Below are 24866 nucleotides of genomic sequence, written 5' to 3'. Positions count from 1 at the left end.
CATGCTTCGTTGGCTCACTGCCGGAGAATCTCACGGCCCCGAACTCATCGCTATTATCGAGGGTTTGCCCGCTGGAATCCCGGTTACTCTAGATGCGATCCGCCTCGACCTTGCGCGCCGAAAACTCGGCTACGGGCGGGGGGCGCGCATGAAATTCGAGCAGGATGAGCTCACGCTCAGCACGGGAGTACGTTACGGTCTCACCCTCGGTGGCCCGGTGGCCGTGCGCATCGGCAACTCCGAATGGCCCAAGTGGGTGGATGTGATGAGCGCCGACCCGATCGGTGCCGAGGCCGAGGCTGCGCTCGCCCTGCGCGGTCGTGGTGCCCCGCTCACCCGCCCCCGACCCGGCCACGCCGACCTCGTGGGGATGCAGAAGTACGACTTTGACGAGGCCCGTCCGGTGTTGGAGCGTGCCAGCGCCCGAGAGACCGCCGCTCGGGTTGCTCTTGGCGCCGTGGCGCGCTCGTTCCTGGCCGAACTGGGGATCACTCTCGTGAGTCACACCCTGGCCATCGGTCCGGTCCGCGTGCCCGAAAACGCGCCGTTACCTCAGCCGAGCGACGTGGACACCCTCGATGCCGATCTGATGCGCTGTTTCGATCCTGAGACATCCGCTCTGATGGTGGCCGAGGTTGATGCGGCTCACCGTGACGGTGACACCCTCGGTGGAGTCGTCGAGGTGCTCGCCTACAACCTTCCCCCCGGGCTCGGTTCCTTCGTGCACTGGGACCGCCGACTCGACTCGCAGCTTGCCGCCGCCCTGATGGGTATTCAGGCGATCAAGGGCGTGGAGGTGGGCGAGGGCTTTCTCACCACCACCCGACGCGGCTCGGTGGCACACGACGAACTGGTGATGTCGGACGGCGCCATTCAGCGTGCCAGCGACAAGGCCGGCGGCACCGAGGGTGGCATGAGCACCGGAACCGTGCTGCGGGTTCGTGCGGGCATGAAGCCGATCGCCACCATTCCGCGGGCGCTTCGCACCGTGGATGTGGCCACGAGCGAGGCCGCCCCGGCTCACCACCAGCGGTCCGACGTGTGTGCGGTGCCGGCGGCCGGTGTGGTGGCCGAAGCCATGGTGGCGCTCGTGCTCGCCAACTCGGTACTCGAGAAGTTTGGTGGGGACTCGATTGGGGAGACTCGTCGCAACCTGGAGTCCTACCTCGCGCACATGCCCGAGAACCTCAAGACGGGCGCGTCGAGCGACGCTTCGCTGTAGTGACACACGATACGAGTGGGCGCGATACGGCCGCGCTGCGGCCGTATCCACTCGTGTTCATTGGGCCGATGGCGGCCGGCAAGAGCAAGATCGGCAAGCGCGTGGCTCGCGGCCTCGGCGTGCCGTTTGTCGACACCGACAAGATCATCGTGGCCCGGTACGGCCCGATCAGCGAGATCTTTGCCCGCGAGGGTGAAGACTACTTTCGCGTGATTGAACGCACCGTGGTTGCCGAGGCTCTCCTGGCCCCGAGCGTTGTTTCGCTCGGCGGCGGGGCGATCCTCGACCTCGACACACAGGCTGAGCTGGCCGACCACACCGTGGTGTACCTCAGCGTGAACGCCGCCGCCGTTGCCAAACGTATCGGTGGCACCAAACGACCGCTTCTGGCCAACGGCACGGCCGATTGGCAACGCATATTTGACCAACGGCGCCCGCTCTATGAGGCGCTGGCAAGCATCCACTTCGATACGTCACACCGTCCCATCGGCCGTATCGCCGACGAGATCGTGGACTGGGTTAGAAAGAGATCATGACTGAAACAGAACGCTCCGCATCCGAACCGCTCGCCTCCGCACCGCTCGCCTCCGCACCGCTCGCCTCCGTGCCCGGAACGACCGTTATCACCGTGAGTGGCGAGGACAGCTACCCCGTGTACGTGGGTAACGGCCTCGTGGGTTCCGTGGCACAGGAGCTCGGAACCGAGGTGCGCAAGGTTCTTATCGTGCACACGTCCACGCTCGGAGCGCGCGCCGTGGCCCTGCGGGAGAGCCTGATGGACTCCTACGAGGTGATGATTGCCGAGGTTCCCGACGCCGAGCCCGCCAAGCGGGTGGAGGTGGCCGCGTTCTGCTGGCAGGTGATGGGTCAGGCCGACTTCAGTCGTACCGACGCCGTGATCGGTCTCGGCGGCGGCGCGGTCACCGACCTGGCCGGCTTTGTGGCGGCCACCTGGCTGCGCGGCGTGAAGCTCGTTCAGATTCCCACGAGCGTGCTGGGCATGGTGGACGCCGCCGTGGGCGGCAAGAACGGCATTAACACGGCCGAGGGCAAGAACCTCGTGGGCACCTTCCGGGCACCCGCGGCCGTGATCTGCGACCTCGACCTGCTCGAGCAGCTGCCACGCAACGAGATTCTTGCGGGCTTTGCCGAAATCGTGAAGGCCGGGTTCATTCAGGTTCCCGAGATTCTCGACATTCTCGAAGCGGATGTCGCCGTGGCGACCGATCCCACCACCCCCGAATTCCGTCGCCTGATCGAACTCTCCATCGAGATGAAGGCCCGCATCGTGGGGGCCGACTTCAAGGAGGATGGCCTGCGCGAGATTCTCAACTATGGACACACCCTCGGACACGCCGTGGAGCACGCCGAGCGCTACGGCTGGCGCCACGGTGCGGCCGTGGGGGTGGGCATGATGTTCGCCGCCGAGCTCGCCGCGCTGAGCGGCCGACTCTCGGTGGACGCGGTTGACCGCCATCGTCGTATCCTCGAGTCGCTGACGCTGCCGACGACCTACCCGGTGGGTCGCTGGAGCACGCTGCTGGCCACCATGCAGCGGGACAAGAAGACCCGCAGCGGAATGCTGCGCTTCGTGGTGCTCGACGACATTGGAAAGCCCACCATTCTGGAAGGCCCCGACGCGTCGCTGCTGTTCTCGGCGTACCAGGCAATCGGCTCTTAAGACCCACCTAGCTACGCGAAGGGGACGGCGGTCTCCATCAGGCGTGAGCGGATGAGAAAACGCACGCCGCGTGGAGCTTCGGCCGAGAAGCCGCTGCCGCGACCGGGAACCACATCCACCGTGAGGAAGGTGTGACTCCAGTAGGCAAACTGTTCGGCCGACATCCAAAAATCAATGCTCTGGGCGGGCTCACCCGTGGGGGCAATGTTAAGTCGGCCGAGCAGTACGTCCTGGTCGGAGGTGATGAACTCACCCGCCATGAAGCACATGGGCGAGCTGCCGTCGCAGCAGCCGCCGGACTGGTGAAACATGAGGGGACCGTGCTCGGCCCACAGGCTTCGCAGCAGGTCAACAGCCACCGGTGACAGTTCAACCCGGGGGAGCGTCTCCCCGGCGATGGTGACGTCGGCCATCACGGTTTCGGTAGCGAGTACTTCTGGCATTGCAGGCCCTTTCCGATAGAGAAAATGGGGGCTGTCAACGACACGTCGTCGTTGACAGCCCCCACAGTAGTCCTGTCGGCTTAGAAGAAGCCGAGCGCATTCTCCGAGTAGGAGACGAGCAGGTTCTTCGTCTGCTGGTAGTGATCGAGAGCGAGCTTGTTGTTCTCGCGGCCGATGCCGGAGCTCTTGTAACCACCGAAGGCCGCGCCGGCGGGATAGGCGTGGTAGTTGTTGACCCACACGCGCCCGGCCTGAATGTCACGGCCCGCGCGGTAGGCCACGTTTCCGTTACGCGACCACACGCCGGCACCCAGACCGTAAATGGTGTCGTTGGCGATGGAGATAGCGTCGTCGTAGTCGGTGAAGCTCGTGACGGCGAGGACCGGTCCGAAGATCTCCTCCTGGAACAGACGCATCTTGTTGTGGCCTTCGAAGATGGTGGGCTGCACGTAGTAGCCGCCGGTGAGGTCTCCGCCGAGGTCGGCGCGTTCGCCACCGAGGGCCAGCTTTGCGCCCTCCTTCTTACCGATGTCGATGTAGGACAGAATCTTCTCGAGCTGGTCGTTGCTGGCCTGAGCACCTACCTGCGTCGACGTGTCGAGCGGGTTGCCCTGAATTGCAAGGCTGGTGCGCTTCACGGCGTCGCCGAGGAAGCTGTCGTAAATCGACTTCTGAATAAGCGCACGGCTCGGCGCGGTGCACACCTCGCCCTGGTTGAAGGCAAAGAGGGCGAAGCCTTCCTGTGCCTTGTCGTAGAAGGCGTCGTTTTCCTGTGCCACGTCGCTGAAGAAGATGTTCGGGCTCTTGCCGCCGAGCTCCACGGTGGAAGGAATGATGTTGGCGCTGGCGTACTGCAAAATGAGGCGGCCCGTGGTGGTCTCACCCGTGAACGCGATCTTGCGAATGCGGTTCGAGGAGGCGAGCGGCTTGCCGGCTTCGAGGCCGAAACCGTTCACGATGTTCACCACTCCCGGGGGGAGGATGTCGCCAATGAGCTCGATCAGAACGAGGATCGACGCGGGGGTCTGCTCGGCGGGCTTCAGCACCACAGTGTTGCCGGCAGCCAGCGCCGGGGCGAGCTTCCAGACGGCCATGAGGATGGGGAAGTTCCAGGGGATGATCTGGCCCACGACGCCGAGCGGCTCGTGGAACTGGTACGCCACGGTGTCGTTGTCGATCTGGGCGTGGTCGCCGTCCTGGGCGCGGATTGCGGCCGCAAAGTAGCGGAAGTGGTCGGCGGCCAGCGGAATGTCGGCGTTGAGGGTCTCGCGAATGGCCTTGCCGTTGTCCCAGGTCTCGGCCACGGACAGCATTTCAAGGTTGGCGTCGATCTTGTCGGCAATGCGGTTCAGAACGGCGGCGCGCTCGGTGGCGCTGGTCTTGCCCCAGGCCGGTGCGGCCTTGTGCGCGGCATCGAGTGCGAGTTCAATATCTTCGGCGGTTCCACGGGCGACCTCGGTGAACGGGCGGCCTGTGACGGGTGTGATGTCTTCGAAGTACTCGCCTTTGACGGGGGCGACCCACTCGCCACCGATCCAGTTCTCGTAGCGGGGCTTGAAGTTCACCAGTGCGTCCGGGGTACCGGGCGCTGCGTATACGGTCATGACACTCCTATTTCGACGACGATGTCGGGACGGCCGCATTCCGCGGCCTTGAGGAAGAGTTTAGAAAAGCCAACGTTGCGAAAGGTTGCAACGCACAGCCAGAAGTCAGGCTAGCGAAACCGCGACTGGGCCACGGGTTTCAGCTCGGCGTCGATGCGTTGCAGGCGCGCCACCACGGTGGCACGTTTGGGGGAACGCGCCGGTAACCGCTCCAGGCACGCACGCCACACCTCGGTGTCCCACGTGGATTCCTCGGAGCGAGCGTAGTCCAGGAGTACCTCCACCGAGGCATCCGTGAGCATCGCTTCGCGCAGTCGAGCGCTGACTTCGGAGCGGATGTCGGCGATGCCGGGGGCGCTCGAATTGGGCAGCACCGGCCCGCGGTAGGCGCCCAGAGCCACGCGGTGTGCGCCGCGTTCCAGAAAGGCGAGCACGCGCTGGGCGTCGATTTCGAGCGGTGTTTCCAGGCGGTACGGGCGGGAACTGATGACGACGCGGGGTGCGAAGAGCTGCAGCACCTTGCGCACGCGCACCATTTCGGCGCGCAGGGTGTCCACGGCGTAGCCGCTGTCGCTGAGCAGCAGGGCGAGGCGATCGGCCGAAAGACCCTCACGATGCCAGGCCAGCAGCGCCAGAATTTCGGCGTGGCGGGGGCTGAGGTCAACGGACAGGCTGCCGCTTTCGAGGTGTCCGTTGTCACTGCCGAGCACGTTGAGGCTCACCGGGGCGGGGGCGCGGTAGGGGGCCGCACTGATGCGGGGTTCGGGGCGGGGCGCCGTGAATTCACGTGGGGCAATTCCGAGGCGCTGAATGCGCAGCTCGGCTTCCATGGCGGCCACGGCGGCCTCCACGAGCGGAAGGGTGTGCGGCGCCACGGCCTCGTCGCCGCCCGTGATGTCGATCACACCGAGGATCTTGCCCGTGTCGGGGTCGTGAATGGGAACGGCGGTGCAGCTCCACGGGTGCGCCAGCGTGTTGAAGTGCTCGGCGCGACGAATTTGAATGCCGCGATTGAGCGCGAGTGCGGTGCCCGGAGCGCTCGTGCCCACCCGCCGCTCGGACCAGTCGGCGCCCTCCACAAAGAGCATTTCCTCCACCTTGCCGCGCAGCACGCGGTCGCCGTCGACCCAGAGCAGACGGCCGGACTCATCACCGATGGCCACAATCAGCTGGGAATCGAATGCGTGGCGAATCAACAGATTGTGCACCACGGGCAGCACGGAGGCCAGCGGATGCTGGTTGCGCAACTCGCGGAGTTCGGCGTCGGTGAGTGCACGCTCCGGGGCAACACTGGTGGGGTCAAGGCTGAGGGACAGGGAACGTTGCCAGGAGTCCTGCACCAGCTTGCGCACACCGGCGCTCTGTCTGAGGTCGGAGACGGCGGATTCGTGGGCCTTCTCCACAACCCGTTCGGCTGCGTTCGCCTTTGACGCGGTAGACAGCCAGGGGCCGGTCACTGAATCCTCCGATCTGCACTGGTACGGCGGAGTGCCAGTCTAGGGCCACAGCCCGTCAAAACCTCGTACTCTCGCTGGTTGAGCCCCGTCAGGCTCGCTGGTTGAGCCCCGTCGAAACCCAGCCCCCGCAGCCCGAGCTCCGTCAGGCCCGCTGGTTGAGCCCCGTCGAAACCAAGCCCCCGCTGGTTGAGCCCCGTCGAAACCTCGCGACCCATCCCTGCAACCGGCTGCTTACGCAGCACTCAGCTCGGCGCGCAGCGGCCAGTCCTGACCCTCAAGAATGAGCTGGGCGCACACGCCCGTCGTTGCGTTCACCACGATCGGCGCCATCAGGTTCACCGTGGTGGTGCCCTCGCCGGGGTTCACGACCACGAGCACGAGGGCATCCGTGGGCTCGGTGATCGAGAGCGACCCGGACTGCTCGGCAGAAATATACGGCGTGTACTCCGGCAGATACACCGCGGCGTCGAGCACATACAGCCGCGTGCTCGGGTTCGGAACCGCCTGCAGGGAGTACAGTCCGTTTGCGCCCTCCACCATGTTGAGCGTGAAGTCGGTGAGGGGAGCCAGCCCGGGCGGGGGTGTGACGAACGTGAGGGTGGCGGTCATCGCAGAAAGTCCATCAGTGTGGGCTGCAACACCCGGGCGGTGACGGCGAGAGCCGACTGGTAGGTGACCTCCTGAAGCTTGAGGTCCACGATCACCTGGGCCAGGTCGATGTCTTCGATGCCGGATCGCTGCGCCTCGAGCGTGCCGGACTGCCCGAGCAGCGTGCCCTGCGCGCGCTCCATGCGGGCCTGACGCGCACCCACCTCGGAGCGTTCACCAATGATGGTGCTGAGCCGCCCATCGATACTCGTGAGCTGGTTCGGCTGGCTTCCCCCACGCAGTGTGCTGGCAATGTCATCGATCAGGGCGAAGACCGACAACTCTCTGTCTCCGAAGATGGCGCTGCCATCGGCATCCACTCGAATGGTCGTGTCGGCACCGATGCGGCGAGTGACGGCGCTGTCCGTAGCCCCTGCAAACGCGTACGTGTCGCTCGTGAAGGCGGAGCCCTTGTCGGAACTGCCGGCAAAGACCGTGCGGCCGAGGTAGGAGGTGTTGGCGACGCCCAGCAGGTCGTCTTTCAGGCCGTCGAGTTCTACCGCAATGGCCTCCCTCGCAGCGGGGGCGAGGGCGCCGTTGCCGCCCTGCACCGTGAGGTCGCGCACGCGGTTCATGATGTTGGTCGCGGCCGAGAGTGCCGAGTCCACCGTGGTGAGCCAGTCGTTGCCGTTGTCGGCGTTGCGGCTGTACTGGGCGTTGGCACGAATCTCGGCGCGAACCGACATGGCCGCGGCGGCGGCGGTGGGGTCGTCGGAGGGGCGATTGATCGCCTTGAGCGAGCTCGCCTGCTCTTGCAACTTCGACATGTTGGCCATGTTGTCCTGCAGGTTGCGCTGGGCGGAGCGCATCTGGGTCTGGCTGGTGACGCGATCGAGCATGGGTTACCTTCCCACCAATCCGGTGCGGTTGATCAGGGTGTCGAGCATTTCGTCCACGGCGGTGAGAACGCGCGCGGCACCCTGGTAGGCGTGCTGAAACATGAGGAGGTTGACGTTTTCTTCGTCCAGATCCACGGAGGCGTTGGAGAGTTGGCGTCCCACAGCAGATGTCGCACTCGTGCTGGCCGCGCTCGCCTGCTGCAGCTCCGCCTTGGCCGCAACGCCGATGCCGGTGACGAACGCGGACCACGCGGAGTTGGGGGATTCGATGGGCGTGCCGGAGGCATCCACTGCCTTGCCGGCGCCGAGTTGCGCAATGGCGTCGGCAATGGAGCCGTCGTACATGCCCAGGGTGGTGTCACCGGCTCGCACGGCTGAACCGACTTTGGGAACAACGCTCAGGGTCGCGGCGGAGTTGCCGGAGAAGAATCCGTCACCGCCATAGATGGCGTTCACCGTGCTGGCGAGGTCGGCGGCGAACGTGTCATACGACGCGCCTGCTGTCACCAGCGGGCCGCCAGAGGACAGCATCGACAGTGCGCCGGCGATCTCGCCGCCCTCAACAACAACCGGTGTGTCGGCGCGGCTGGGCTCGGCCCACGTGAGCTTGACCGGGTCCGTGGCCCCCGCCATGGTGGTTGCGCCGGCCGACGCCAGGGCGTGTGCCCGGCCGCCGGACACCAGTGCATTGCCGCCGATGAGCACGTCAACCGTGCCGTCGGCTAGTTCGCGCACGGTGGCACCGGTGAGCGCGGCGATCGTGGTGGTGAGTGCCCCGCGCTGATCGAGCAGCTCATTCGCCGAGCCGCCCGAGGCGACCGTTGAGCGGATGCGTTCGTTCAGGTCGGCAACCTGCGTGGCGGCGGAGTTGAGCTCGTTCACCATTCCCCGCAGGTCGGTGTGCACGCTCGTCCACTCGGACGTCACCGCCGCGCGGCCCTGGGCCAGCTGGGTCACGAGTTCGTCGGCTGTGCCGAGCAGCAGTGCGGCGGGTGCGGAGGTGTCGGCACCGTTTGCGAGCACCTGCCAGCCGGCCCAGAACTCACTGAGCTTGGCGGAGAGTCCGTTTTCACCCGGTTCGTTGAGCGAACCTTCGAGGGCGCTCAGTGAGTTGGCGCGCACCGCGGTGTACCCGGCGGTTCCGGCGGAGAAGCGCACCTGCGAGTCGAGTTGGCTGCTGCCGAGGCGAGCGATGCCGTCTACCGAAACGCCCTGGCCAATGCGCACGCCGTTCGTGAACATGCCCGTGGACGCCGTGGCGCCAATCGCGGAGGTCTCGACGCGCTGCCTCGTGTACCCGGCCGTGTTCGCATTGGCGATGTTCTGCCCCACCACGTCGAGGCCCTTGCGCGCAGCCACGAGGCCGCTATACGCAGTATTTAGACCGCCGAAGGTGCTCATCGCGCGGGTCCTACAGGTTCCGGTCGAACAGACGGGCGTCGGGGGCAGATGCCCCGGTGGCGCCGCGGGAGTCGTAGGTGTTCACGGCGGGAGCAAGACCCGCCATGGTTTCCTGCATCGACCGACTGGCGGCCCTAATGAACTGTTCGTTCACGTCGCGCAGGGTTTTGATCTGGGTGGTGAGGTCGGCCATGGCCTTCAGGTGGGCGGACAAAATGTCGCCCCACGGGCCGGAGGGAGCGTTTGCGGCAAGCTCGCGCAGTGTGGCGTCCTGACTCGTGCCCCACTCGGCGGCGAGGGCAGCTACCTCCACGGAGCGGCCGAGGCCGGCTTCACGAACGAGGGTGAGCACCTGCTCCACCTCACGGGTGGCGTGCTGCAGCCAGCGGTTTTTACCGCCCTGCAGCAGAAGCTGCTCCTCTTCGAGCTTGAAGACGAGAAGCTCCAAGAGTTCACGTTCCCGCCAGAGTAACGCGGACAGTTCATTGGCACCCATGTGCGTCAACCACCATCTCAGATTCGTGCCGTGCCGCCCGCAAGTGCAAGGGATTCAACGCATTCGTAGGCACTATCGGCAGGCCTTACCCCCACGTTAGTCAATCGATACTGAAAAAGACCAGAAGACGACGAGTTTTCTGTCCTCATAAGAGAGGACACATTCGACCCACATTGAGGGGTCATTTGGTAGATAAGCGTTGCTACATGCCAATAAGCTGTGAAACACGCGAAAGGGAAATATTTACAGGTTTCTCTCACGCGTGTATGGCCAGTGCAGGTGGCTCGCGACTTCGCGAAAAGCTGCTCGATAAATCGGGGGATAAGCGTGAACCGTTCAGAGCGCAACGCCCTCGTCGTGGAGAACCTTCCGCTCGTGGGTTACCTCGTGTCCGAGGTGTGGGCCAAGGCCCGGCACCTCTCCCGTGACGACCTCGCTTCGGCCGGCGCCGTGGCACTCATCACCTCAGCGGATGCCTTCAATCCCGACCTCGGCGTTCCCTTCGGAGCCTTCGCCCGCCGTCGCATCGTGGGTGCCTTCGCCGATGAGATGCGCTCGAATGACTGGGCCACCCGTGGCGCTCGTCGTCGCATCAAAGAGACTCTCGCCGTGCAGGAAACCCTGTCGGCCGCCCTCGGACGCACCCCGAATGTGGACGAGATTGCCGCCTCCCTCGGAGTAGACCGTGCCGAAGCCCTGGCCGGCATTTCGGATGCCGCCCGCACCGTGACGACCATTGACGAAACCACCACCGAATTTCTCATTGCCGACACGATTCTTCCCGAGGAGTCGCTGCTCGCGGCCGAGCGCCTCGACTACCTGCGCGCCTCGATCACGGCCCTGCCCGAGAAGTACCGCTATGTGGTGGAGCAGATCTACTTCGAAGACCGCGCCGTGAAAGATATTGCTGCGGAGCTTGGCACTACGCACTCCGCCGTGTCCCAGACGCGCGCCGAGGCCATTCGTCTCATGCGTGACGGGCTCGGCACTCACTACTCCGACGACGCCGAGACCGAGTACGTGCCCGAGTCCCGCATCGCTCCGGCCCGCCGGAGCGCCTACCTAGCGCGCCTGGCCGACCACTCCGCGGTCGCCATGACGCGTGCGGCTGCTGCTCGCCTCCCCACCCCCGGCATCCCGGTAGCCTCCTAGCCCAAATTCGTTGGTCGAGCTTGTCGAGACCCCCCTCCTGCCGGACATCCCTCCAGCTCGTCGCGCCCCACTACGTTGGTCGAGCTTGTCGAGACCCCCCTCCTCCCCGGAAACCCCTCTCCCAGCCTCGCATCAATCCCCATGGTTTCGCCGGACCTCAACCGGCGAGAGGGTCGCCCCATCCTGCGACTCGGGTTGTCGAAGCCCCACCCCAAACTCCCCACCCGAACTCCTAACCCACCCCGCACCCCGGCCGATAGCTCTAGGTGTCAGGCCATGGATGGCCAGACGAACTCAGACCCAATCACGGAGGATTCATCATGGGCATGCAGGTAAACACCAACATTGCGGCAAATAACGCGTACCGCAACCTCGCAACAACGCAGAACGACCTGTCCAAGTCGCTGGAGAAGCTGTCCAGCGGCCTGCGCATCAACCGCGCCGCGGATGACGCTGCAGGCCTGGCAATTTCCGAAGGCCTGAAGTCGCAGGTCGGTGGCCTCACGGTCGCCAGCCGCAACGCCCAGGACGCCATTAGCGTTATCCAGACCGCTGAAGGCTCGCTCAACGAGGTCACCTCGATCTTGCAGCGCATGCGTGACCTCGCCGTTCAGGCCGGTAACGACTCGAACAGCGATGATTCTCGTGCTGCGATCACTACTGAAGTTGGTGCCCTTCGGGATGAGCTGACGCGAATCAGCGAATCGACGAACTTCAACGGTCGCCAGCTTCTTGACGGCTCAGAACCGACGCTGAGCTTCCAGATCGGCGCGAACGACGAAGCCAGCAGCAGGATCTCGGTCGACATGTCCAAGGCTGACCTCACGAGTGTCGTGGACAACCTTGACTTCACGGCATCTGCTGGCAAGAACACGGCAACCGCTTTGATTGATTATGGCCAGAAGCTTCAGTTCTCCCAGGATGGTGCGACAGTTACAGTTGATGCGACTGTGGCCACGAATGACGTAGAGCTGGCAACGCTGTTGAACCAAGATGCTTCATTCGCACAGAACTTCTCAGCGTCGACGAATGACGCCGGGAGCCTCGTCGTGTCGTCCAACACAAACAGCACTGCAGCAATCACCGTTATGCAGAACACCTCGACCACGCCCCTTGTATTCGATGCTGACGTATCGGGGACACCTGGAACGATCACGATGGGTTTTGGTTCCGCGAGCGCCGCTAAGGAGTCGATTGAGGCGATCGACCTGGAGATCAAGTACATCTCCACCGCTCGGGCTGAGCTTGGTGCAAACCAGAACCGGTTCGAGAGTGTTATCAAGAACCTGGCCGTCTCCCGGGAAAACCTCACCGCTGCCGGATCGCGAATTCGCGACACCGACATGGCCGAGGAAATGGTCAAGTACACGCGTGCAAACATCCTCTCGCAGGCCGGCACGGCCATGCTCGCTCAGGCGAACCAGTCCAACCAGGGCGTGCTGCAGCTCCTTCGCTAAATCGAAGGCGTGACCGCATCATCTGATTGAACGAGAAGTGTGACAGTGGCGGGGCGAACTGGACCTCGCCCCGTCGCTGGCGCACTCCGCACCGGCATGACCCCACAGCAGGAGAGGAATCGCCATGTCGATGGCTATCGATGGCCTCGTCAGCGGCCTGGACACCACGGGCCTGATCAACTCGCTCATGACGCTCGAGGCTGGTCCGCAGACCATCCTGAAGAGCAAAGTCTCCGAGTCCACATCCTTCATCTCGGCCCTCCAGGGGCTGAACTCCAGTGTCGCCAGCCTGGCAACGCTCGCCACCAAGACCGCCAAAGACGGCGCCTTCGACCTGTACTCAGCTACGAGTAGCTCCAGTGCCGCAACGGTTATCGCGTCGTCGGGCGCGAGCGCCGGCCAGATTGACCTCGTAATTGACCAGCTGGCCCAGCGCCAGGTGTCGGTCTCCAACGCCGTTGTGGCCTGGCCCGGCAAGAACTTCAGTATCACCAGCGCCGCGGGCGTGCGCACCGACATCTCGGCCACCACCAGCAACCTCGATGATGTTGTCATGGCAGTGAACAACGCCAACGCCGGCGTCACCGCCGTCAAGGTTGCGGCCGGTATGGATGCGGATGGCAATCCCGTTTATCGGGTGCAGTTCACCTCCACGCAAACCGGGGCGGCGGGCGGCTTCACCGTGGCCAATGGCGACGGCTCTGCTGATCCCGCCAATGACGCTCCTGCAGAGCTCACCCAGGTGCGCGCCGCTCAAGACGCAAAGGTCACACTCTGGGCCGGCACCTCGGCGGCTCAGAGCATCAGCTCAGCGACCAATACGTTCGCCGACCTGCTACCTGGCCTCTCGGTTACGGCAACGAAGGCATCCGCCGACTCCGTGAGCGTCACGGTTGCCCGCAACGATGCTGCGATCAGCACCCTGGCGAGCGACCTCGTGAGCGGACTGAACGGTGTGCTCGCGCTCATCGCCACGAAGTCGGCCGTGGTCAACAGCACCACGTCCTCCGGCGCGCCCATTCTCTCCAGCGGTCCGTTCACCGGGGACAGCACGGTACGCGATATTAGCCAGCGAATTCTGGCTGCGGCATCCGCTCCGGTAAACGGTCGGTCGCCGAGCGAGTTCGGCATCAGCATCACCAAGAGCGGCACCATGGAGTTTGACGCCACCAAGTTTGCGGCGGCACTGAAGGCCGATCCGGTCGGCACCGAGGCCACCGTGCAGGAGATTGCGTCCCGCATTGCCACGGCGGCCACGGATGCGTCCGACAAGTACGACGGCCAGATCACCTCGAGAATTACCGGTCAACAATCCATGGTGAAAGACCTCGGAAACCAGATCACCGATTGGGACCGGCGCCTCGCCTCCCGTCGGGACACGCTCGAACGCACATATTCGGGGCTGGAGGTACAGCTGAGCGCGATGAACTCGCAGTCAGCCTGGCTCACCTCTCAGCTGTCCGCACTACCCACCTCGATGAGTAACTAATGACACTCCTTATGATGCCCAACGCCGACGCCCGCCGCGCCCGTTACAACCGTGAAGCTGTGCTCAGCGCCACCCCGGTGCGCCTGCTCACCATGCTCTACGACCGCCTGCTGCTCGACCTCAACCGGGCCGAAGCGGCGCAGATCGAGCAGAACTGGCCGGTGGCGAGCGAGAACTTGCTGCACGCGCAGGCCATTATCTCCGAGCTCACCACCTCCCTGCGGGTCGATGCGTGGAACGGTGGCGAGGGTCTCTTCGCCCTCTACACCTATGTGTCCACCGCGCTCATGAGTGCCAACACTCACCGCGATGTGGCGCGCACGCAGGAGAGCATCACCCTGTTGGAGCCGCTGCGCGTCACCTGGCACGAGGCAGCCGCATCGTTGCCGGCCCAGCCGGTGATGAGTTCCACGGGGAACGCCCTCGGCTTTGGCTAATACCGTGGCCTGGCGTCGGGTTCTCGACGAGCTTGAGCATCAGCTCGATGCGGCCAACCAGGCGGCCACGTTAGCGGATGCCCCCAGCCTCGTCCCGGCACCGCGGTGGCGGCCCCCGACGAACCTGGGGCCGCTGCCGGTGAAGCTCGAAGAGCGGGCCCGCGACCTGCTGCTCTGCCAGCAGAAGCTCATTCGCGAACTTGATGATGCCCGTCGGGTAGCCGGCCTGCACCTCGCTGCAATTCGCCAGATTCCGCCGAGCCGCGACCTTGACCGCTCGGTCTACCTAGACATCTCGGGCTGACGCGCAGGGGTCGTGCAGCAGTACGGCAGCGTTACCTCAGGTTTTGCGCAGAATCAGATCAAGTTCTTTTGACTTACTACTAACCAACCGACCCGCGCGGTCGATAGCTCTTGATGAGCACGGATCGCTCATCAACCGGCCACGGATTGGCCCTCGTTACTTGTCGACGAAACGGGTCTCCGTGCTGCTTCAATCCGTGACCGCCAGCGCTCTCACCAGCGCCCTCGACGGTCTTGCGCTGCGTCAGCGCACCATCGCGAACAACATCGCGAACGTCAACACCCCCAACTACCAGGCCCAGCGGGTCTCGTTTGAAGACGCCCTGGCCCAGTCGGTGAAGTCGAGTGATGGTGTTGTCACGGCCAACACCGAACGGTCCATGGATGCCACCAACGTCAACGGCAACAACGTGAACCTCGACACGGAGACGCTCTCCAACATCGACACCGTGCTGCGCTATCAGTTCGCCGCCCGGGCCGTTGAAGGACCGTTCACGTCGCTGCGCACCGCGATGCGGACCTCCTAATGACGTTCGATGCCATCGGCATCGCCGGCAGCGGCCTCACCGTGCACCGCCAGTGGCTCGATGCCCTGGCCGACAACATGGCCAACGTGAACACCGCCACCAGCACCGACGGCAGCGCATTCCAGGCCCGGTATATTGCCGCGCAGGAGGGCGACGGCGTCTCCGGTGTGTACGCCACCGGCGTCACGCTCGGCTCGGCCGAAGGCCGCATGGTGTTCGAACCGAACAATCCGCTCGCCGACCCCGCCGGTTACGTGCGCTACCCCGAGATCGATCTTGCCGAGCAGATGGGCCAGCTCATCATGGCCCAGCGCGGGTACCAGGCCAACGCCGCCGTGGTGGACCGCGCCAAAACAACCTACGAAGCCGCACTCCAGATCGGACGTTCCTAATGCCCCTGAGCTCGATTCAGATGATGTCGGGCATGTCGGGTGTGCTGGGAACAACCGCCACGACCGCGTCGGCACCCACCGGCGGCGCCGTCTTCGCAACCGCACTCACCGGCGCGGTCGACAACCTGCAGCAGCTGCAGTCCACCTCCAACGAACTGGCGATCAAGGCCGTGACCGGTGACCTGACAGACATCCACTCGGCCACTATTGCGTCCACCCGCGCAGCCGTCACCCTGGAACTCGTTGCCGCCATCCGTAATAAGGGTGTCGACGCGTTCAACGAGATCATGAGGATGCAGGCCTGATGCCCACCCAGGTCACCTCGGCGTTCCGCCGCTTCGCCGACGCACTGCGCGCCTTCACCGTTGCCCAGCGCACCGTTGCCATCATTGGCGTTGCCGTGCTCGTTCTCGGCAGCGCCGCCCTCAGCATGTACGTAACTAAACCCGCCTACACCCCGCTGTTCTCCGGTCTCAGCGGCGCCGACGCCAACTCCATCGTGGAGCAGCTTCGAGCGGATGGCGTTGCCTACGAGCTCACCGACGGTGGCGCCACCATTATGGTCCCCGAAAGTACCGTCTATGACGAGCGCCTGAAGGCCGCGGCGGCCGGGCTTCCCACCTCAAGCACCGGGGGATACTCCCTGCTCGACACGATGGGCGTCACGTCGAGCGAGTTTCAGCAGTCGGTCACCTATAAGCGGGCGCTCGAGGGCGAACTGGCGGCCACGATCGGGGCCCTCGACGGCGTGCAGACCGCGTCGGTGAAGCTCGCGATTCCCGAAGATACTGTGTTCGTGTCGACGAAGAACGACCCCACGGCATCCGTTTTCGTGCAAACCAAGAACGGTGTCACCCTGAGCAACAGCCAGGTGCAGGCGATTGTGCACCTCACGAGCGCTTCGATTGACGGCATGGCTCCCGAAGACGTGTCGGTTGTGGATGCGAAGGGCACCGTGCTCTCGGCGGTGGGTGTGGGTGCTACCGGTTCCGCCGGTCAGCAGGCCTCCGATTATGAGACCCGCGTGCGCGACTCCGTGCAGAACATGCTCGACCGCGTCGTGGGCCCGGGCAACGCCACCGTGGTGGTGGCCGCCGACATGAGCTCCGAGACAGCCGAGCGCATCGAGGAATCGTTCACCACCCCCATTGACGCTCCCGCGATGAGCGAGTCGGTGGACACCGAGACGTATTCGGGTACCGGCGGCGGCGCGGCCGGAGTGCTCGGAGCCGACAACATTGCGGTGGCTGCCAACGGCGGTCAGGACGGCACCTTCAGCTCGGAGTCGACCACGAAGAACAACGCGATGAACAAGGTCACCGAGTCGCGCACCATTCCGGCCGGCGCCATCAACCGGCAGACCATCTCCGTGGCCGTGAACAAGGACGCCGCGGCGGGCATCAACGTGGCCGATGTGGCGAGCCTCGTGTCCTCCGCTGCCGGTATTGACACCGCCCGCGGGGACGCCGTCACTGTTGAGATCATGTCGTTCAACCAGACGGGAGCCGAGGATGCGGCGGCAGCTCTCGCCGCAGCCGAGAAGGCCGCAGCGGATGCCCGCCTCGCCAGCGTGCTGCAGATCGGAATTATCACGGCCGGCATTGTGATCAGCCTCGTGGCCGGTCTCATTCTTTACGCCCGTCGCTCGCGCCGACAGAGTCGTGAGCCGGTGGACATCGGTGATCTTGGCGAAATGCAGGGCATTCTCGACCCGATGGCCGAGCCCCTCACCCTCGTGAACCCGGTGATTCCCAAGCGACTGTCCTCGCCTCCAACGCCGCACACGATGACCGAGGCCGATATCCGGCGCGCCGACATCGATGACCTTGCCGAGCGCGATCCCAAGCGCACGGCCGAGTTTTTGCGCCACCTCATGGATGACCGGCAAAACGCATGACCGAGGTCGTCACCGTCTTGACCGGCACACAGAAGGTGGCCGTGGTGCTGATGAACATGGACTCCGCTCTCGCCTCCGTCGTGATGAAGCAGTTTTCCGACGCGGAGGCCGAGGTGATTGCGTCGGAGATCATTCAGCTGCGCAAGGTGGATGCGGACGTGGCCGAGAGCGCACTCAGTGAATTTCGGGAAATTACCCAGAGCAACTCTCGCCCCGGCCGCGGCGGACATGAATTCGCTCAGGGTCTGCTTGAGGCGTCGTTTGGTGCGGAGCGCGCTGCCGGCGTGCTGAACCGAGTAGCGACATCCATGGCTGGTAAAGCCTTTGAATTTTTAGACACCGCCGATTCGAGCGATGTTCTGAACCTGCTCGAGGGGGAAATGCCGCAAACCATTGCTCTCGTTCTCGCTCACCTACGCCGCGAACAGGCGTCGGCGCTGCTGTCGGGCATGGAAGCCTCCCTGCGCACCGATGTGGCTCAGTGCATCGCCACCATGGGCAGTGCGGCGCCCGATGCCATTCGAATCGTCACCGAGACGCTGAAGATGGGCGCGCGCACGGTGGTGGCGCGCGAGGTAGTGGAGGTCATGGGTGGCGTACAGCCGCTCGTGGAGATTATTAACCGTGCCGATGCCGCAACCGAGCGTGCCCTGCTCGAAGCGCTCGAGGCACGTGACCCAATTTTGGCGGAAGAGGTGCGCTCCCGCATGCTCACCTTCGCCGACATCGTGAAGCTCGAGAGCCGCGATGTTCAGCAGGTGCTCCGCGGAATCGACACCAGCGTGCTGGCGATTGCCATGAAGGGAACGTCCGGTGCGGTGCTCACCGTCATTCGCACCAACCTCTCAGAACGTAACCGCGACCTGCTCGATGACGAGACCAAGAGCCTCGGCCCGGTGCGTCTGAGCCAGGTGGAGGATGCCCGCGCCGAGGTTGTGCGTGCCATCCGCGACATGGAAGCCCAGGGCACGATCACTGTGCAGCGCGGCGTGGAGGAGGAGTATGTCAACTAACGCTGCCTTCTCCAGTAATGCTGACTTCTCCAGCCTTGCGTTTCCGCGCCTGCAGGCCGGTGTCGCTCCGATCAACGAGCAGGATCGGGCCGCCGGACACGCTGCCGGTTACGCCGCCGGGCTGCGCGCGGCTGCAATCGCGGCGGCTGCGACGGCCGTGGAACAGGCCGCTGAGCACGCAGCCGTGCTGCGCCACACCGAGGCGCGGTCTGACCGCGCCCTGCGCCTGCTGGGTGCCGCAGCAACCGCGCTCGATGAGCGCACGGTTCCCCTTCTCAGAGAGGCCGAGGGCACGCTCGTGCGCACGGCCCTTGACCTTGCCGAGGCCGTGCTCGGTGTTGAGCTGAGCCAAGGTGAGATCTCGGCGCGGCGTGCGCTGGAACGCGCTCTCGGACAGGGGGAGCTCACCGAAACCCACACCGTTCACATGCACCCCGACGACCTTGCTGTGCTCGGTCTCTCCACCCAGAACATTCCCGGTGTGCTTTTTGTGGCCGATGCCGCGCTCAGTCGCGGCGACGCGGTGACCAAATTTGCCGACGGCTTTCTTGACGCACGCATCGGCACCGCCTTCACCCGTGTGAAGACCGCTATTTTGGAGACCCTGCCATGAGCAGCCTGACGCTGCTCGATGCCGCGCTGGGCACCGCCCGGCGCGCTGCTCTGCCCGAACGCGTGGGTACGGTGAGCTCGATCGTGGGACTCGGCGTTGAGGTGCGCGGACTCAGCGCCGCCATTGGCGACCTCGTGAGCCTCGGCGACTACCCCGGGATCGACGCGGAGGTTGTGGCCACCGGGGCCACGGGCATCCGCTGCATGCCCCTCGGACGCCTCACCGGACTTCGTGCGGGAGCGCCCGCCCGCGCGGCAAGCACGCCGCTTCTGGTGCCCACCGGCAACGGACTTTTTGGGCGCGTGCTCGACGGCCTCGGCCGACCGATCGACGGCAAGGGGCCGCTGCGCTCCGCCGGGTCGGTGTCGCTTGATCACGAGAGTCCCTCGGCCATGCACCGCGCGCGCATCAGCGAACAGCTGCAACTGGGCGTTCGAGCCCTCGACACCCTCACCACCGTGGGGAAGGGCCAGCGCATGGGCCTGTTTGCCGGTTCGGGTGTGGGCAAGTCGTCGCTGCTGTCGATGATCGCTCGAGGAACGGATGCCGAGGTGTCGGTGATCGCCCTGGTAGGGGAGCGCGGACGTGAGGTGCGCGAGTTTCTCGAGGACGACCTGGGTGCCGAGGGTCTCGCGCGCTCGATCGTGGTCGTGTCGACCAGCGATGAACCGGCCATGATGCGCCTGCGCGCCGCGTTTACGGCCACGCGCATTGCCGAGTCGTTTCGTGACCAGGGTTCAGACGTGATGCTCATGATGGACTCGCTCACCCGCGTGGCCATGGCGCAGCGCGAAATTGGGCTGTCGGTGGGGGAGCCGCCGGCGACTCGTGGGTATCCGCCATCGACGTTCTCGGTGCTCGCGCAGCTGCTCGAGCGCGCCGGCACCGGCGAGACCGGCTCCATCACGGGCATGTACACCGTGCTCGTGGAGGGCGACGACCACAACGAGCCCATAGCGGATGCCGCGCGCTCTATTCTGGACGGACACGTTGTTCTCGACCGCAAGCTGGCCGTGGCCGGGCACTTTCCGTCGATTGACGTGCTGTCGTCGATTTCGCGTGTGGCCTCGCGCGTGAATACGCCGCTGCATAACCAGGTGGCCACCACGCTGCGCAAGGTTTTGGCCGCCCGCGAGGGTGCGCAGGACCTGCTCGACGTGGGGGCGTACCGGGTGGGCACGAACCCCTTGGTCGATGCCGCGGTGAACAATGCCGGCGCCATCACTGCTTTTCTGCAGCAGCGCATGGATGATCAGACGCCCGGCGCGCTGTCGTGGGAGCGCCTGACAGCTCTTGTTCGGCAGCTGGGGGTAGCGGCATGATTCGCCTGTTCCCACTTGCCGGGCTGCTGCGCCTGCGTCACCTCGAGCAGGACGAGGCTGCCGGTCACCTGGCCGCGGCCAATTCCCGCGTGCAGGACAACGACTCTCGGCGCGATCGTGCTCGGGCGCTCCTGCACGGCACTGCCGACTCGCCCACCACAGCGGCAGCACTGCAGGCCATGGCCGCGGCCCGATCGTCGTCGAGGAGCATGCTCGCCGATCTTGATGCCCTCGGACAGGGGCATCGGGAGAGCCTACGCTCGGCGCAGAGCGCATTTGACGCGGCACGCGCCGAGTCGAAGGCCCTCGAAAAGCTGGAAGCGCGACACGCACAGGCCGTGGCCGCGGCCGATCTGCACGCCGAGCAAATTGTGCTCGACGAGATAGCATCCACACGCTGGCATCGGAACCGCACGGAGGACGAGCAATGAGCGTCACCATGACGGATGCCCTGAGCCGCATGAGTCAGATCCAGTCGATGATTCAGAACATTGGCGGCACGCAGAGCGCCGCAAAGAACGCTTCAGTGGCGGCTGCTAATGCCGGTGCCTTTGCGGCCACGCTCGCCGCCCAGCTGGAAACCACCGGCACGAGCGCCACGGGGGCTGCGGCTCTGGCCGGAACGGCTGGAGCCACCGGAACCGAGGTGAGCACTGCCGCCCAAAAATACCTCGGTGTGCCCTATGTGTTTGGCGGGGAGGACGCGAGCGGTATGGATTGCTCCGGCCTCGTGCAGAGAGTTTATGCCGATGTGGGCATAGAAGTTCCACGCCTGGTGTCTGGTCAGATGAAGCTCGGCACCGAGGTTGCTTCGCTGGCCGAGGCGCAGCCGGGTGACCTCATCGTTACGGGTGGCGGCGACCACATTCTCATCTACGCCGGTAACAACAAGGTCATTCATGCGCCGTATCCCGGCCGCACGGTGTGTCTCGTCGATGCCTACATGACGGATGCCGACATCACCACCATCCGCCGGGTCATCCCCACTCCGGCGGTGGCTCCAGCCGGTGCCGGTAGTCCCGCCGACATGTTCAGTGCCGCGCTGGCCTCGTTCGGTACGGGCGGTGCCCGATGACGCTCACCGTATCCACCTCACCGGTTCGGCCCGCATCGGCATTGGGAACTCGCTCGGCGAACCCGCAGGCCGCCGCTGACTTTGCTGCCCGGCTCGATCAGGCTGCTGTTCCGCGCACGGGTTCGGACCGTTCCGCAGACGCCCGCTCCGGCGACTCTGACTCTTCGGTGGCTGACTCGGCGGTGCCCGAAGTGATCTCTGACAAGAGGTCTGAAGTTGGCGTAACCGCCTCTGAGCAGATGTCGCCGGTCCCAGCAGCGGTCTCTCCGGCCACCAGCTCGTTCGCCTGGCCGTCGCTTGCGTCTGGGCTGTCACCGGTCCAAGGCGTTGCGACGGCGACGGCAGCCGGGACCCTCGGACAGTTGGAAACCGTCGATCTCTCCGTCGCATCCGTCGCTGCCAGTACGGCCGCGTACGGTGCCGTCGATGCGGTGCCCGGCAGTGCCGGCTCCTCCACTGCAGGTGTCTCGACCGATGCTCCCGCGAGTACACGTTCCGCTCAGCCGCTTCCGAGCGAGTCGGCGGCTAACCTCGCTGCCGCGGGTACGGTGACGGCGGCGACCGCGTCGGGAGATGCAAGCGTTGACACCTCGGTAATCGCCGCCGGAACCGTGTCGGCCCGCGGCCAAACGTCAACCACCGGTGCGGCAGCGGGTGCGGCGGCAACTGCGGCGCAACCTCAATCAGCAGTTGCGTCGGCTATCGTCGCCACCAATTCACAGGCCGCCGCTCCGACTGACCTTTTGGTGCGTCCCACCGGATCGGCACAGGTCGAGGCCGTGCGCATCCTGCGGATCGACGACGCGGTGCCCACAGCATCCGCTTCGGCTGTGGTGGCTGGTGTTGCCACTGGTACGCCGGCCGCGGCGCCGCTCACGGGGGCGGGGCCGGCGGCATCTGCTGTGCCAAACGTTCCGGTGCCGCTGGCGACTCAGGTTGCCAAGCCGCTTTTCACCCTGAGTGGAGTGAAGCCGGGGGAGCACGTGCTCACGATCAATGTGACGCCGGAAAACCTGGGGCCGCTCACGGTACGTGCGCACGTGACCGGCGACAACATTCGGGTGGAGTTGTTCGCGCCCACCGATGTTGCGCGTGAGGCGCTGCGGGCGATTCTGCCCGACCTGCGTCGCGACCTTTCCGGTTCCGGTCTGAATGCCCAGCTTGATCTGTCGTCGCAGAACTCGGCGGGTGATGCGCGAGCGCAGGCGGACCGTGACCAGCGACCACCGCCGGGTCTTCGGGACGGCCCGGGCGACGAGCCTCCGCCGCGCCTACCCCGCAGTTTTCTCTCCAACTCTTCATCGACCATCGACGTGATGGCTTAGGCAGAAAGGTCGCTCGTGACTATTGACGCAGTTACCGCCCCCGCAACGAGCGGAATGTATTCCTCCTCGGTCGCTCGCGCGCCGAAGCAGACCATGGACTCGGAGGTGTTCATGTCGCTGCTGGTGACTCAGCTGCGCAACCAAGATCCCTCGTCGCCCATGGACACCAACCAGATGATCGCGCAGACCACGCAGCTGGCCATGATGGAGAAACTCAACTCCTTGGCCACCACTAACGAGGAGAATTTCTCGTTGCAAATGCGCATGGCTGCCGCCTCCCTCGTGGGTCAGGACGTCACCTACACGGATGCCGATGGCGTGGCCGCCACGGGGCAAGCGACTGCCGTGTCTTACGCCGGTGCCGTGCCTCAGGTCACCGTGAATGGGCAGACCATTGCCCTTGATGCCATTTCGGGAATATCCGCTCGCGCGGTTACACCAGTAGCGGATGCCGCGTCCTCCTAATCGTTTTGCACTCTCTTTTTCGTTCCTACTGAAAGGCAGCAACCATGCTTCGCTCTCTCTACTCCGGCATCTCGGGTCTTCGTGCTCACCAGGCCATGCTTGATGTCACCGGTAACAACATCGCCAACGTCAACACCACCGCGTTCAAGGCATCCGCTGCCCAGTTTCAGGACACGCTGTCCCAGATGACGCAGGCCGCCGGCGGCCCGCAGGCCACCGTGGGTGGGACCAACCCGGCGCAGGTGGGGCTCGGCGTGCAGGTTGCCGGAATTTCCACGAACTTCGCTCAGGGTTCGGCACAGTCCACCGGGCGTGCAACCGACATCATGATCTCGGGCGATGGTTTCTTCGTCACGCAGCTCGGCAACGAGACGCTGTACACGCGCGCTGGTGCCTTTGACTTCGACGCGCAGGGGCGGCTCGTCTCGCCCGATGGTGCGATTGTGCAGGGGTGGAACGCGGTCAACGGTGTGATTGGTACCGGGGGAGCGACGGGCAACATCCAGCTACCGGTTGCGGCCACGAGCCCCGCGCAGGCAACGGCGAATGCGTCGGTGACCGGCAACCTGCCCTCTGACGCTGCGGTGGGCACGTCCTTGATCCGTGACATCGAGGTTTTCGATGGTTCGGGTACGGCGAGCACCATCTCGCTCAAGTTCGTCAAGGAGGCTACCGGATCGTGGACGGCTAGCGATGCGAACGGAGCCGCCGGTGCGGCCACAGCAAGCCTGACCTTTGAGGACGGTGTGATGACTCCGGCTGGGGGGGCACTGACGGTTGGTGGAATCAATGTTTCCCTAGCGGCGATTCAGGGCTTTGCCGGGCTTACCACCGTGGCGTTCTCCGCCCAGGATGGCAAGGCTGCCGGCACGCTGGAATCCTTCACTCTCGGTGCCGATGGAACCCTCAGTGGTCTCTTCAGCAACGGGGAGCAGGAGGCCATTGGTCGTATCTCGCTGGCTACCTTCGTGAACCCTGGCGGGCTGGAGAAGGCCGGTGGCTCGGGCTACCGTGCCACGTTCAACTCCGGTGTTGCGGCTCTCGGAACGGCTGGAACCGGTGGTCTCGGCTCGCTTCAGGCCGGATCGCTCGAGATGTCGAACGTCGATCTGTCGCAGGAGTTCACCAATTTGATCGTGGCCCAGCGTGGCTTCCAGGCCAACGCGCGAATCATCACCACGTCCGACGAGGTGCTGCAGGAGCTCACGAACCTCAAGCGCTAACGCTGGCCCTGACTGCTCACCTGCGCGTGTCTTCCGCCTTCTCGCTGGTCGAGCGCGGTGACCCTTTCGCTGGTCGAGCGCGAGCTTGCGAGCAGTCGAGACCGCGTGAGCCGGCCTGCGGGACTGGCTCGCGGGGTCTCTGTAATGGTTGTAGCTGGTCTGGTTATCAGCTGGCAGGCTGGTCTTGATTCGTGTGGGTTGCGTGACTCTTTTGGTCTCTGACTCTCTTCACGGAGGTGTCTTCGTCTCGACATGTCCGCTCCACGCATCGAATCAGGCCGGCCTGTGACCCTCAGAGTGACTTGATTAGAAGCCTGTCCGTACCCCCAACAGGGTCGTGACTCATTACAGAGATGTTCTCCGAGGAACCCCAGACCGGCACGAC

At 64.8% G+C, this 24866-nt stretch carries 27 protein-coding genes; 20 read left to right on the top strand and 7 right to left on the bottom strand.

From position 1 onward, the window contains the following. The first annotated feature begins 1 nt into the window (after position 1). From aroC to aroB, 3 genes are read left to right on the top strand one after another with little or no spacing between them, the layout of a single operon-like run. Positions 2-1222, top strand: coding sequence for a chorismate synthase (gene aroC, locus H4V99_RS10125; RefSeq protein ID WP_280677922.1), 1221 nt, complete (start codon positions 2-4; stop codon positions 1220-1222). Continuing rightward, entirely contained in the window at positions 1222-1758 is a 537-nt protein-coding gene (locus tag H4V99_RS10120) for a shikimate kinase (RefSeq protein WP_280677920.1), read from the top strand. The genes aroC and H4V99_RS10120 overlap by 1 nt, the downstream gene beginning before the upstream one ends. Continuing rightward, positions 1755-2903, top strand: coding sequence for a 3-dehydroquinate synthase (aroB, locus tag H4V99_RS10115; protein WP_280677918.1), 1149 nt, complete (start codon positions 1755-1757; stop codon positions 2901-2903). Before H4V99_RS10120 ends, aroB begins: the two co-directional genes overlap by 4 nt. An 11-nt stretch (positions 2904-2914) precedes the next feature. On the opposite strand, the gene H4V99_RS10110 is transcribed toward aroB, so the two are convergent. The 7 genes from H4V99_RS10110 to H4V99_RS10080 form a co-directional block, all read right to left on the bottom strand. Beyond that, complete coding sequence (locus tag H4V99_RS10110; protein ID WP_280677916.1) at positions 2915-3346, bottom strand: DUF779 domain-containing protein; 432 nt, start codon at positions 3344-3346, stop codon at positions 2915-2917. A gap of 80 nt (positions 3347-3426) precedes the next feature. Beyond that, complete coding sequence (locus H4V99_RS10105; RefSeq protein WP_280677914.1) at positions 3427-4950, bottom strand: aldehyde dehydrogenase family protein; 1524 nt, start codon at positions 4948-4950, stop codon at positions 3427-3429. Positions 4951-5060: 110 nt separating this feature from the next. Further along, on the bottom strand, positions 5061-6407 hold the full coding sequence (locus tag H4V99_RS10100; protein WP_280677912.1) for a helix-turn-helix domain-containing protein: 1347 nt from the start codon (positions 6405-6407) through the stop codon (positions 5061-5063). 231 nt (positions 6408-6638) lie between these two features. Continuing rightward, entirely contained in the window at positions 6639-7016 is a 378-nt protein-coding gene (locus H4V99_RS10095) for a flagellar assembly protein FliW (RefSeq protein WP_280677909.1), read from the bottom strand. Further along, complete coding sequence (flgL, locus tag H4V99_RS10090) at positions 7013-7894, bottom strand: flagellar hook-associated protein FlgL (RefSeq protein WP_280677907.1); 882 nt, start codon at positions 7892-7894, stop codon at positions 7013-7015. Before flgL ends, H4V99_RS10095 begins: the two co-directional genes overlap by 4 nt. A gap of 3 nt (positions 7895-7897) precedes the next feature. Continuing rightward, entirely contained in the window at positions 7898-9295 is a 1398-nt protein-coding gene (flgK, locus tag H4V99_RS10085; RefSeq protein WP_280677905.1) for a flagellar hook-associated protein FlgK, read from the bottom strand. 10 nt (positions 9296-9305) lie between these two features. Next, positions 9306-9791, bottom strand: a complete 486-nt coding sequence (locus H4V99_RS10080; protein ID WP_280677903.1) for a flagellar protein FlgN — start codon at positions 9789-9791, stop codon at positions 9306-9308. 327 nt (positions 9792-10118) lie between these two features. On the opposite strand from H4V99_RS10080, the gene H4V99_RS10075 reads away from it, so the two are divergent. The 17 genes from H4V99_RS10075 to H4V99_RS09995 all read left to right on the top strand — a co-directional run bounded on the left by H4V99_RS10075 (position 10119) and on the right by H4V99_RS09995 (position 24481). After that, positions 10119-10943 carry a sigma-70 family RNA polymerase sigma factor gene (locus H4V99_RS10075; RefSeq protein WP_280677901.1) on the top strand — a complete coding sequence of 275 codons (825 nt, stop codon included), beginning with the start codon at positions 10119-10121 and terminating at the stop codon, positions 10941-10943. 320 nt (positions 10944-11263) lie between these two features. Then, a complete protein-coding gene (locus H4V99_RS10070; RefSeq protein WP_280677899.1) occupies positions 11264-12400 on the top strand; it encodes a flagellin in 1137 nt (378 codons plus the stop codon). Between the two features lie 124 nt (positions 12401-12524). Next, complete coding sequence (gene fliD, locus H4V99_RS10065; RefSeq protein ID WP_280677897.1) at positions 12525-13889, top strand: flagellar filament capping protein FliD; 1365 nt, start codon at positions 12525-12527, stop codon at positions 13887-13889. Next, positions 13889-14326 (top strand): flagellar protein FliS, encoded by a 438-nt coding sequence (locus tag H4V99_RS10060; protein ID WP_280677895.1) that lies wholly within the window; start codon positions 13889-13891, stop codon positions 14324-14326. The genes fliD and H4V99_RS10060 overlap by 1 nt, the downstream gene beginning before the upstream one ends. A gap of 4 nt (positions 14327-14330) precedes the next feature. Further along, positions 14331-14630 carry a hypothetical protein gene (locus H4V99_RS10055; protein WP_280677893.1) on the top strand — a complete coding sequence of 100 codons (300 nt, stop codon included), beginning with the start codon at positions 14331-14333 and terminating at the stop codon, positions 14628-14630. A 184-nt stretch (positions 14631-14814) separates the two neighbouring features. Further along, positions 14815-15156, top strand: a complete 342-nt coding sequence (gene flgB, locus H4V99_RS10050; RefSeq protein ID WP_280680063.1) for a flagellar basal body rod protein FlgB — start codon at positions 14815-14817, stop codon at positions 15154-15156. Continuing rightward, the gene (locus H4V99_RS10045; RefSeq protein WP_280677891.1) at positions 15156-15548 is read left to right on the top strand and encodes a flagellar basal body rod C-terminal domain-containing protein; all 393 of its coding nucleotides are present in this window, start codon (positions 15156-15158) and stop codon (positions 15546-15548) included. The genes flgB and H4V99_RS10045 overlap by 1 nt, the downstream gene beginning before the upstream one ends. A 32-nt stretch (positions 15549-15580) precedes the next feature. Continuing rightward, positions 15581-15853: a flagellar hook-basal body complex protein FliE gene (fliE, locus tag H4V99_RS10040; protein WP_280680061.1), complete on the top strand. Its 273-nt coding sequence runs from the start codon at positions 15581-15583 to the stop codon at positions 15851-15853. Then, complete coding sequence (fliF, locus tag H4V99_RS10035; protein ID WP_280677889.1) at positions 15853-17445, top strand: flagellar basal-body MS-ring/collar protein FliF; 1593 nt, start codon at positions 15853-15855, stop codon at positions 17443-17445. Before fliE ends, fliF begins: the two co-directional genes overlap by 1 nt. Next, a complete protein-coding gene (fliG, locus tag H4V99_RS10030) occupies positions 17442-18458 on the top strand; it encodes a flagellar motor switch protein FliG (protein ID WP_280677887.1) in 1017 nt (338 codons plus the stop codon). The genes fliF and fliG overlap by 4 nt, the downstream gene beginning before the upstream one ends. Then, positions 18448-19071: a FliH/SctL family protein gene (locus H4V99_RS10025; RefSeq protein WP_280677885.1), complete on the top strand. Its 624-nt coding sequence runs from the start codon at positions 18448-18450 to the stop codon at positions 19069-19071. Before fliG ends, H4V99_RS10025 begins: the two co-directional genes overlap by 11 nt. After that, on the top strand, positions 19068-20393 hold the full coding sequence (locus H4V99_RS10020; protein WP_280677883.1) for a FliI/YscN family ATPase: 1326 nt from the start codon (positions 19068-19070) through the stop codon (positions 20391-20393). The genes H4V99_RS10025 and H4V99_RS10020 overlap by 4 nt, the downstream gene beginning before the upstream one ends. After that, complete coding sequence (locus tag H4V99_RS10015) at positions 20390-20824, top strand: flagellar FliJ family protein (RefSeq protein ID WP_280677881.1); 435 nt, start codon at positions 20390-20392, stop codon at positions 20822-20824. The genes H4V99_RS10020 and H4V99_RS10015 overlap by 4 nt, the downstream gene beginning before the upstream one ends. Then, positions 20821-21468 carry a C40 family peptidase gene (locus tag H4V99_RS10010; protein ID WP_280677879.1) on the top strand — a complete coding sequence of 216 codons (648 nt, stop codon included), beginning with the start codon at positions 20821-20823 and terminating at the stop codon, positions 21466-21468. The genes H4V99_RS10015 and H4V99_RS10010 overlap by 4 nt, the downstream gene beginning before the upstream one ends. Continuing rightward, positions 21465-22793, top strand: a complete 1329-nt coding sequence (locus tag H4V99_RS10005; protein ID WP_280677877.1) for a flagellar hook-length control protein FliK — start codon at positions 21465-21467, stop codon at positions 22791-22793. Before H4V99_RS10010 ends, H4V99_RS10005 begins: the two co-directional genes overlap by 4 nt. A gap of 54 nt (positions 22794-22847) precedes the next feature. Then, a complete protein-coding gene (locus H4V99_RS10000) occupies positions 22848-23258 on the top strand; it encodes a flagellar hook capping FlgD N-terminal domain-containing protein (protein WP_280680059.1) in 411 nt (136 codons plus the stop codon). A gap of 44 nt (positions 23259-23302) precedes the next feature. Next, positions 23303-24481 (top strand): flagellar hook protein FlgE, encoded by a 1179-nt coding sequence (locus tag H4V99_RS09995; RefSeq protein ID WP_280677875.1) that lies wholly within the window; start codon positions 23303-23305, stop codon positions 24479-24481. Positions 24482-24866 lie beyond the last annotated feature (385 nt).

It is taken from the genome of Cryobacterium sp. CG_9.6, from assembly GCF_029893365.1.
GTDB lineage: Bacteria > Actinomycetota > Actinomycetes > Actinomycetales > Microbacteriaceae > Cryobacterium.
The sequence above is the reverse complement of the archived record's forward strand: the minus strand, read 5'-3'. Positions and strand labels throughout refer to the sequence as shown.